General features: G+C 68.1%; 13 protein-coding genes. All 13 read right to left on the bottom strand.

Annotation, left to right across the window (positions count from 1 at the left end; genetic code table 11):
- Positions 1-191 (bottom strand): hypothetical protein (locus FKP22_RS12350; protein WP_141287792.1); only part of this gene is annotated, 191 nt, incomplete at its 3' end.
- Between the two features lie 21 nt (positions 192-212).
- Positions 213-983 carry a hypothetical protein gene (locus tag FKP22_RS12345; RefSeq protein WP_141287791.1) on the bottom strand — a complete coding sequence of 257 codons (771 nt, stop codon included), beginning with the start codon at positions 981-983 and terminating at the stop codon, positions 213-215.
- Between the two features lie 15 nt (positions 984-998).
- Positions 999-1,259: a hypothetical protein gene (locus FKP22_RS12340; protein ID WP_141287790.1), complete on the bottom strand. Its 261-nt coding sequence runs from the start codon at positions 1,257-1,259 to the stop codon at positions 999-1,001.
- Between the two features lie 12 nt (positions 1,260-1,271).
- Positions 1,272-1,808 (bottom strand): hypothetical protein, encoded by a 537-nt coding sequence (locus tag FKP22_RS12335; RefSeq protein WP_141287789.1) that lies wholly within the window; start codon positions 1,806-1,808, stop codon positions 1,272-1,274.
- A 15-nt stretch (positions 1,809-1,823) separates the two neighbouring features.
- Complete coding sequence (locus FKP22_RS12330) at positions 1,824-2,966, bottom strand: hypothetical protein (protein ID WP_141287788.1); 1,143 nt, start codon at positions 2,964-2,966, stop codon at positions 1,824-1,826.
- Positions 2,967-3,007: 41 nt separating this feature from the next.
- Positions 3,008-3,481, bottom strand: coding sequence for a hypothetical protein (locus FKP22_RS12325; protein WP_141287787.1), 474 nt, complete (start codon positions 3,479-3,481; stop codon positions 3,008-3,010).
- Between the two features lie 23 nt (positions 3,482-3,504).
- Positions 3,505-4,827 (bottom strand): hypothetical protein, encoded by a 1,323-nt coding sequence (locus tag FKP22_RS12320; RefSeq protein ID WP_141287786.1) that lies wholly within the window; start codon positions 4,825-4,827, stop codon positions 3,505-3,507.
- Between the two features lie 16 nt (positions 4,828-4,843).
- Positions 4,844-6,796, bottom strand: coding sequence for a baseplate J/gp47 family protein (locus FKP22_RS12315; protein WP_141287785.1), 1,953 nt, complete (start codon positions 6,794-6,796; stop codon positions 4,844-4,846).
- Positions 6,793-7,233, bottom strand: a complete 441-nt coding sequence (locus FKP22_RS12310) for a GPW/gp25 family protein (RefSeq protein ID WP_141287784.1) — start codon at positions 7,231-7,233, stop codon at positions 6,793-6,795. The genes FKP22_RS12315 and FKP22_RS12310 overlap by 4 nt, the downstream gene beginning before the upstream one ends.
- Before the next feature lie 11 nt (positions 7,234-7,244).
- Positions 7,245-7,988, bottom strand: coding sequence for a hypothetical protein (locus FKP22_RS12305; protein ID WP_141287783.1), 744 nt, complete (start codon positions 7,986-7,988; stop codon positions 7,245-7,247).
- Positions 7,985-8,398, bottom strand: a complete 414-nt coding sequence (locus tag FKP22_RS12300; protein WP_141287782.1) for a hypothetical protein — start codon at positions 8,396-8,398, stop codon at positions 7,985-7,987. Before FKP22_RS12300 ends, FKP22_RS12305 begins: the two co-directional genes overlap by 4 nt.
- Positions 8,399-8,404: 6 nt before the next feature.
- On the bottom strand, positions 8,405-9,082 hold the full coding sequence (locus FKP22_RS12295; RefSeq protein ID WP_141287781.1) for a hypothetical protein: 678 nt from the start codon (positions 9,080-9,082) through the stop codon (positions 8,405-8,407).
- Between the two features lie 58 nt (positions 9,083-9,140).
- Positions 9,141-9,511: hypothetical protein (locus tag FKP22_RS31995; RefSeq protein ID WP_211361388.1), on the bottom strand; the 371-nt coding region annotated here is incomplete at its 5' end.

Below are 9,511 nucleotides of genomic sequence, written 5' to 3'. Positions count from 1 at the left end.
AAGGCTTCGGCCTCGGGCGCGGGCTGCACCGACATGCCTTGCGCCACCAGCGTGGCCACCTGCGCCTCGTCCAGGCTGACCCAGCATTGGCCGCCGGCCTCGCGCAACACGCTGACGCGGCTGTCGAGGAAGCTGCGTTGCTCGGGCGCACGCTCAGGGTCGAAGCGCACAAAGGCTTGGATCGTGGCCATGGGAGCCTCTGCTTCTGGACGCTAGTTCTGGACCATCGGGTCGATGTCGACCTTGCGGCCGCTGGCCGGTCGGCCGGGCGACAGGATCTGCGCGATGGGCAGGCCCTCGTCTTCACCGAGCAGGCGTTCGACGCGCAGGGCCAGCTCAGCCGTCAGGTTCACCGTGGCCACCGTGCCGTTGACCGTGCCGGCCACGAAACTCAGCTTCTTGAAGCTGCCAATGGCCTGGTAGCTGCCGCCGTTGAAGGCAAAGCCGGCTTGCTGGCGCAGCGTGTCGCGGTTCAGCAGCAGCACGGCCAATGCCAACGCGGCCACCTGCGCGGCTGTCTCGTCGTCGGCCGCGCTCAGGCTCAGCGTGGCCTGGTGCAGCAGCTTCAGCGACGAGCCCGCGGCGACCACGCCGTAATGCACTTCGAGCTGGTTGAAGTCTTCCAGCTCGCGGCCGGGGCGCGGCAGCACGCTGAAGGCCTTGGCGTCGGCCAGGTCCCAGCTCAGCTCGGTGGGCGACAGGGGGATCAGGTCGCCCACGGCAGAGCGCAGGTAGACACGCTTTGGGCCGGGGTATGGCGGGCGTGTCAGCGCGTAGGGGCCGGTGGGCGCCATCGGGTCGAAGGGCAGCAGGTCCACCGCGTCTTCCGGGCCGGGCTCGCCAGCGACCGGGTCGGCCGAGTTCGGGTCGAAGGTCCAGCTGTCCAGGCCGTAGCTGGTCTGCACGCCGCCGTCGCCGACAAACAGCGCTGGCAGCGAATCGCCCAGCAAGGCGGTGATGGCGGTCTGCAGCGCGAGCAGCATGGCGGCGACCCGGGCTCAGTGCGCCGGTGGCAGGGCCGCAGCGTGGCCGTTGACCGGCGGCGTGCTGGCGGCGATCTCGCCGGCCACGACTTCACCCGCCTCGACTTCATCGCCCAGCGTCTCCTGCAGCACCTGCACCGCGCCGCTGATGCGCAGCAGCGTGGCGCGCAGGTTCGCGGCCTGGCTCTCCAGGCCCTGCAGGGCTTCCTGGCCCTTGTCGTATTCGGCGCGCAGCTCGGACAGGCGCTGGCGCAGCTTGGATTCGATGTCGCTCATGATTCAGGTTCCTTATTTCTTGGTACGGGCCGCAGCCTTCGGAAGTCCGGTGCCGGAGACCGCACCGGTGCGCACCAGCGCGACCGGGAAGCTGGGCTGCAGCGCGTCCACTTCCTTGATCGTCCTGGCCTTGTCGATCTGCGCTTCGACGCGGTTGACCTCGTCGCGGAAAGCGTTGACGGTGGCCTTGATGCCGGCGACGCGGGTCTCGTCATAGACGCCCAGGCCGATGTTCAGCAGCTGGTAGTCGGGCACCAGCTTGGAGCGCTGCGCCAGGGCATCACCAGTCAGCAACTGCTTCTTGCGCTCCCGGGCCTGAGCGAGCGTCTCCGGCACCGGCTCGGCCGGCAGCGGTGGCGCATCGAGGTCAACCACCACGCCGTCCCTGATCTCGAAGCGGGCGGGCACGTAGGGCAGAGGGGCGCGGCCGAAGACCATGGTCTTGGGATCGAACCCTGGGAAAAGTTCTTCCGGCTTCAGCTCCCGGCCAGCGTCCACGTTGACCTGGAACAGCACTGCGTGGCTGCGCTTGTCGATGATGATGTTCATGCGATCTCCCGGTGCTCAGAGTTCGACGATCTGGATCTGGCGCGAATCGCCGTACCAGCAGCAGTACAAGGTGCCGGCGGTGGTGGCCCATTGCACCGAAATCGTGTGATTGCCCGCGCCGAGGTAGACCATCGTGGCCAGCGTGACGCCGCGCAGCTCCCAGCCGTTGTTGTTGAACTCGTGGCGGGTAACGTCATACACGCTGCCATCGACCAGAAGCCTGAAGTAGCCGGCGACATTGGCAGGCCCTTGGGTCTGCACGCCGTTGATGAACACGTGGATCTGGAACCACCTGTAGATGTTGGCCGGCACCGTCACGCTGGTCTGCATGTTGGGCACGTCCACATAGCCAGTGGACGTGGTGTTCGTCGAGTTCGTGGCGCGAACGATGCTGCGAATGCTGGTGTCGAAAATGCGGCCTCCGGCATACACCGCATACGATGTGGCACCAATCACTTCCAGCCCATAGCCGATGGAAGTTGCGTTCACGTAGCAGGCCGCATAGGTCTGAGGCAAGCTTCGCACGCCAACTGTGCCGGTGTTCGTGTCCGTGGTCAGCGACCAGCCCGCCGTGGTGCCGTACAGGCCCACGGTGGTGTCGCCCGCCATGCCGATGAAGGCTCGGTCTGCAGCCGGCGTGGTCTGGTAGAGCCACAGCCCGGCACTGCCGCTGGCGCCCTGGCGCAAGCGGATGCGGTCCCCAATGTCCACCTTCAGCTCGGTCGACGCCACGCCGATCGCGACATTGCCGCTGCTGTTCCAGCTGAGTGCGACCTTCTGCGTTCCGCCCGCCTGGGTCCCCAGCGCGCCACCGGCATTGCCCCAAAGCACGGGGCCGTCGGGATTGGTGCTGGCGAACAGCTTGCCGGTGCCGAACCAGCCCAGCCCGTGGAAGGTGTCGTTGCCGGCGCGCAGCATCAGGTTGTTGTCATTGAGCGCCAGGGTGCCGGCCACATCGAGCTTGGCTGTGGACGTGGCCACCGTCTTGCCGACGGCCAGCGTGCCGGACACCGACAGCGAGCCGGTGATCGCGTCACCGGCGCGTTCGACCTTGGCGGTGTCCAGGCGCTTGGTTTCGACGACGAGGTCGTTCCAGTCCTTGGACTTGAGCGGATCTCCGGCGCTCTTGGGAAATGGCAGGTCGGGCGTGAAGGCCATGGGGCGTCTCCTGAAGGTGCATTGCGGCCGAGCGGGTCACGTCAGAAGACGATGTCCCAGATCAGCGTGAGCTTGAAGGTGTTGGCCTTGGTCACGGCGTCGAAGACGACGCGGTTGTAGATCGTGCCGCCGGTGGCCGCGGTGAAGATGCCGGCCTCGCGCAGCGGCTCGGCGCCATTGGCTTCGCCGAAGTCGAAGACGGTCTGCAGGCTGACCTTGATGCGGCTGATGCCGCCGTCGACGACGTTGCTGTAGACCGGCGCGGCCACCGGGTTGCGCGCGCGCTCGGCCACCAGCTTCAGGTCGCCGTCGGCCGGCGCGGTGAATCCCGTCCCCACGCCCATGTGGCTGACGATGGCCGGCGGTGTGCCTGGCACGCCGGCAAAGCGCTGCGCCACCAGCGCCCTGCCCGCCTGCACGATGCGATTGGCATGGCTGCGGTCGAGCAGGATGCTGCCGTCCCGCGCCTGGGCAATCAGCCGCACCCGGCCTTGCATGTTCATGTTTTCCTGCATGGTCTTGCTCCGCTGTGTCTTGTCTATAAGAAACCGAACGCGCCGTCGAAGACCGCAACGTTGTAGACGCCGCCAATCACGAATCGCTCGCTGGCGTCGTGGTGCTCGGACTCGCTGTCCAGCGCGCCAATGGCCAGCGCCTCGCTGGCGTCCTGGGTCTCGGTGTTGCGCTGGTCCAGCAGCGCGCTGAACTGTTCCTTGGCCGCCTGGTCTTCCCAGGGCTGGCGCTCGCTGGACTCGAACGGCAGGTTGATCGCGTACTGCACCATGCCGCGCACGCCGGCTGCGCGGCTGTTGTCGACCACGCGCTGCATGGCGTCCAGCGACAGGCCCTTGAACAACTTGAAGCGGTCCTCGTAGCCCGTACCGTGCAACAGCCGCTGCACCGCGGCGCTGACGAAATACGGCACGATCACGTCGAACACCAGCGGCTGCAGGCGCAGCCACTGCATGCGCACCGAAAAACCGGCGCTGTCGAAGGTCTCGTCGCGGTCGAAGGCCGAAGCGTCGAACACCGCGCCGCGGGCAGCCTTGAAGACCCACTTCGACGCGCCCGAAGGCACGGCGGGCAAGGCAGGCGGCGACACGCCATCGAGCATCCTGAACTGGCTGCTGACGTCGGTGCTGGCGATGGACGCGCTGAATTCGGCCACCGTCGAGCCTGTGATCACCAGCGCCTGACCCTGAGGCACCTCAAATGCCGCGTCGGCCACCACGCCAGCGCCGGTGTCCTGCAGCGTGATCGACAGGCCGCGGCCGCCGCCCGGGCCGAAGGTCCATTCGATGCGCGGCGGCATGGGTTCCACGCTGCTGAAGTCCAGATTCAGCGTCGCCGTGCTGCCGCCCACCGTCGGCAGGCTGCTGCCCAGCACCACCTCCAGCTTGGGCGCGAACTCCTCCACCTGCACCAGCTGCGCCAGCCCGGCAATCAAGGCATCCGTGGCGCTGCTGGTGCCGCTGCGCGACTCCAGTTGCTGCCTGAACAAGGCCAGGTCGTAGGGCAGGCCCAGTGCGGCGCGCACCGCGCCCTTGACGGCGTCCACCGTGCCGCCGCCGATGAAGGACGAGACGGTGGACTTGACCAGCGGGCGGAAGGTGTCGTCGCCCTCGGGCGTGCCGTTCGGCAGCAGCCGCCGGGCCACGCCCAGCAGCGCGCCCAGCCCGTCCAGCCCGCCGCCCCTGGCGTAATCGATCCAGTGCGACTTCAGCAGGTCCTTGATGGCCGCATCGGCCTGCATCAGCTCGGCACCAAGCGCGTCCAGCACGGTGTAGAGCAGCGAGCCGTCCTCGTGCGCCGCGTAGACGTCCGGGAACAGCGCGACGAGACGATCCGTCTTGAAACTCATCTTGCGCTCCGCCTGTTCACGCCAGGGCCAGCGGCGCAGGGCCGCCGCGCATGCCAGGGTAGGCTGAGGCCTGGACCATCACCTGCAGCGATGCGGCTTCCAAGCCGGCAAGGCCAGGAATGCTGATCGTCGCGAACGTGGCCGCGGCGCTGCTGGCATTGGTGAAGGTGACGGTGCCTGTGGTCTGCCCAACCTGCTGCAAGGACTGGCTGGGCGCCGCGGTGGGCCGGCCGCGCACCGAAACCGTGAGCGCCAGCTTGAAGTTGCGCAGCGTCACGGGCAGATCGGCGTCATCGCGGATCGCAACCGTGCAGGCCAGCGTGTTGCCACCGGTGAGCTTGGCGTTGCTCACTGCCAGGGCCTGCAAGGGCAACACCGAAATCGCGCCTTCATCGGGCCGAACCTGCGCGCCCGGCTGGATCAGGAACGGATCGGTCGTGACCGGCACGCCATCGGCATTCAGCTGTGCCTCGCCCACGTCCGCCAGCCCGGCGACCTGGAACACCAGCGAGGACAGCTTGCGTGCCGACACCGGCTCGCCAATGCCCAGGCCGTTCAACGCCTTGACCACCGCGGTCTTGTAGCGCGCAAAGGCTTCCTTGCCAGCGCCGGCCACGTCCGGGATGACCAGGAACTGGCCCGACAGCGTGACGGTGGAGACCTTCTTGACGTTCGCGCGGATGCCGGCGGCGCGCGTCTTGTCCACCGTCGCCTTGACGGCATCCTCGATCTCCGGCTTGCCGGTGGAAAACAGCACCCGGACCTCGCCCAGCGGGATCTGCGAGTCGACCGAGAAGTCGCTCACCTCAACGCTGTCGACCCCGTCGATGCTCAGCACCGCAAAGCGGATCGCGTTCAGCGTGGCATTGCCGGCGCGCTCCAGCGCGTGCTTGGCGCGCTCGCGCAGCGGGTCGTCGGCCTCGGCCGCTTCGCCGCCGGTCAGTGGCTTGGCATTCGTCACGCCGCCGTCCACGCCGCGAGGCGGCGTGGGCATCACCGTGAGGCTGTCGGAGCCGAGGTTGCCCTCGGGGCCGTTGTCCAACGCGATGACCGGCACCGTGACGTTCGGCGCCTTGGCCAGGTAGCTGACAACCACCGTCGAACCCACGGGCGGCGCGGCGGCCAGCGTCACCGTGAGCCCGTCGGCGCCAAAGGGCTTGCCGAGCGCGCTGTCCACCGTGACCAGGTTGCCGGCCACGCCCTTGAGCTGCACGCTGGCCAGGCTGGCAATCGCCTGCGTGACGTGCAGCACCTTGGCCGCGGCGAAGTTCTCGACGACGACGGCAGGGATCACGCCGGCCGTGGTGACCTTGAAGAGGCGGCCGCGCGCATCGGCCACGCGCGTGCCCAGCGGGATCATCACGTCGTTGCGTGGCGCGCGCTTGAGCGAAAACGTGACCTCGCCTTGCGCCGGCAGTGCTGGGTTGCGCACGATGCCCAGCAGCGCCACCACGTTGTCCAGCGCCACGCCTTGCGCATAGTCGATGAAGGCGCGTTGGAAGGCCTGGTCCATCTGTTCGTACAGCAGCTTCAGCTCGCGCGAGACCGCGCGCACCAGCGTGCCGGCCACGCTGCCGGCGTTGAAGTCGGTGATGCCCGAAGGCAGGTCGCGGTAGCTGTAGCCGACGGTCAGGCGCGAGTTGTCGTCCGGGTACCAGCCCGGCGGAGCTTCCTCGCCGGGATAGCCTGGCGACCTGTTCCAGACCAGTTGGCCGACCGAGTAACGGTAGTGAACCTCAATGTCGAACACCGCCGGCTTGCCGCCTGCGAAGCCCGTGATCTGCGCGGCCAGCCCGCTGACGGGACCTGGTCCCCTGATCGGATAGCTCAGGGAGTCCGTCTCGGCGTGCCCGACAAAAATCAGCTCCAGCGTCGCCGGCTGCGCCACGCCCAGCAGCAGGCTGTCCTGCAGCGACTCGACCAGCGAACCGTAGGGCCGCGAGAAGGGGTTGCCAACGTCGACGATCATGTAGTCTCCAACGCGAGGTCGTGGACCAGGTTCAATGGCTGCGAGGCCTGGAAGAGCTGCACCAGCAGCGCCAGCCGCAGCACCTGGCGCTCGCCGGGAATGCGGACGATGTCGACCGACAGCACCTGCTCGACCCTTGGGTCGGCCTGCACCGCGTCGCGCGCAAAGACCTGGGCCTTGAGCCGCGTGCGCGCCAGGTCCGGTTCGCCGATCAGCTCGTGCAGCCGCGAGCCGTAATCGGCCCAGCCCAACGGCGCCAGCTCGCCCACGCGAACCCGCAGCCGCATCGTCAGCGCCTGCACGATGTTGTCGTTGCCGATGGCCAGCGCCAGGTCGCCACTGCCGCCAACCACGCCCTGGAACGTGAAGTCGGCGGCGCCGGCCACGTCGCGAAGTGCGAGGTCGGTGCCGAAAAGATGGGTTGCGGGTTGGGCCATGTGCTGTGTCCTCAGGCGCTCAAGTTGATGTGCCGGGTCACGGTGACGGTCTGCCCGCCCGCGCTGGCTTTCAGCAGCAGGCGGTAGGCACCGGTGCCGAGGTTGACGGGCAAGGGGCCGGTCTTGCGCAGCCAGGTCTTGTCGTTCTGGCGGAAAAACGGCAGCGCAGGCAGGTTCAGCGCGATGTCGGCGCTGTGGGCGGCGTCAGCCGGGCCGTCCGGCTCCAGTCGAAGGCTGAGCAGCACGCCGTTCAGCGCCTGGTAGTCGGTGTTGGCGACCCAGGTGTTGGCCGGGCCGGGCTTGAGCCAGGCGCCGGGCGCGAGGAAGTCGATCGTCGCGCTGGCCTTCGAGAGGTTCAGGCCGTCGCTGGCCGGGTTCAGGAACTGCGCGCCGGCAAGCTGGTGCACCACGCAAGGCGTGGGCGCGGCCGGTGGCGCGCCGCCGGCCAATGCGGAACGTGTGATGGCCTTGACGGATGCCAGGTCGATGCCTTCGCGGTCGGTCGCGGCCAGCACCAGTGCGTGGCTGCCGAATTCGCCCAGCACCGGGATGGCATGGCTGAGCGCGGCCAGGCTGTGGTCCAGCGGGTTGATCTCGGGCTTGGCTTCGGTGGCGGCACTGTTCAGGGATGAGAACCACTTGAAGAACAGGCCCGCGGTGTTGCCCACCGCACTGCCGACCAGTGTGACCGGACCGATCAAGCCGGCGCCGTTGGCCGGTTGCGTGATGGTCAAGGTCACGTCGGCCATGGTCATTGCCCGCTGGACGTGAACGACGCCGAACCGCCGGACGGGAAGATCACCGCCTGGTCGCCGACGATGTTGATCGGGATGCCGTTGATCAGCGCCGGGCCGCTGCCGGGCAGCATCATGCCGGGCCACGGTGCGCCGGCCTGCCCCTGCATCACCATGCCCAGCGCAACGATGGCCTTGTTGTTGACCTTCACCGTCTGGTTGAAGCTGCTGATGATCCACACCGTGGGCTGCGGGAAGGTGGGCGACGCGGGCGGTGGCGGCAGCAGCACCGGCGGCGCGCCATTGCACTGCGGCGAATCGCCACCCGTCACCACCACCAGCGCCTCGGCCGAGCCGACGATCAGCTTGCCGCCGCTGAAGCTGAGGTTGCCGCGCAGCATGACGGGGCCCTTGAGCGTGATGTTGGCCATCGTGGTTCACGCCGAGATCTCGGTGCCGGAGATCGAGATGCCGGCGATCTTGCCGTCGCCGTCCACGGTGATCTTGCCCTGCACATGAGCGTCGCCAGTGACCGTCAGCGTCTTGCAGTCGATCTTCACGTCCTTGTCCTTGGACTGCAGCGTGATGCTGCCGGCAGGGTCGATGGTCAGCACGAAATCGTCACCGGACTTCAGCTCGATCAGGCCTTGCGGGTCGATGCGCAGGCCGGCCTTGCACTCGCTGTTGTCCTCGGGCTTGGTCACGTCGCGCTGCAGGAACAGGCTGCCGTCTGCCGCCATGCGCAGGTGGTTCAGCGTGCCGTCGGGCAGGCGGTGCTCGAACAGCACGTCGCTCTCCTTGAACAGCGGGGCGCGCTCCTGGTCGTGATAAAAGCGGCCGCAGATCAGCGGCTGCTGCAGGTCCATGTCCAGGAACTCGACCAGCACCAGGTCGCCCACGCGCGGCGGCGCGGCAATGCCCACGTGCGGCACGGCGATCGGCACCTTGGGCAGTTCCAGCCCGTCGTGCTTAAGGCGCACGTCGGCTTCGTAGTTGTTGGTGTCCGAGTCGCTTTCATGCGCGCTGATGGCCGTGACCGTGGCCAGCTGCGGGCCGCGGCGCAGCGCCAGCTCCTCGCGCACCAGGCGGCGCACCATGTCCATGAGCTCGTTCATTGGAAGTCCCTCCGCACTGCGTGCTTCGGGATGAGCGCTTGGGAGCGGCCCGGCGCGCTCATGGCTGCGGCTCCGTGGCGAGGGTCAGCTCGGTGACAAAGCCGTCGCGCTCGCCAAAGCGGTGGCGCAGCGCGGTGATGGTGCCGCTGGCGTTCAGGCCAGCCTCGGGCGCATCGCTGGCGCTCATGGCGTCGCCCAGCTCCAGCGCCGGCATGCCCAGCACGCTGAGGCGGATGGCCGCTGCTCGACGTGCGAAACCGGCCGCATAACCGGCGGCAAAGCGGCCGGCCATGTCCTTGGTGCGGGCCGCGGGGTCGGTGATCAGCCACTCGTCGCCGCTTCCGGCGGAGTCTTCATAGGCGCTGTCGGTGGCAGTCAGCCAAAAGCTCTTGTCCTCGCCCTGGCCGGACATCGGGCTCTCGCCGCCGA

The sequence above is a fragment of the Ideonella azotifigens genome (genome assembly GCF_006519715.1).
Taxonomy (GTDB): domain Bacteria; phylum Pseudomonadota; class Gammaproteobacteria; order Burkholderiales; family Burkholderiaceae_C; genus Ideonella; species Ideonella azotifigens.
This window is presented reverse-complemented; position numbering and strand designations above follow the sequence as displayed.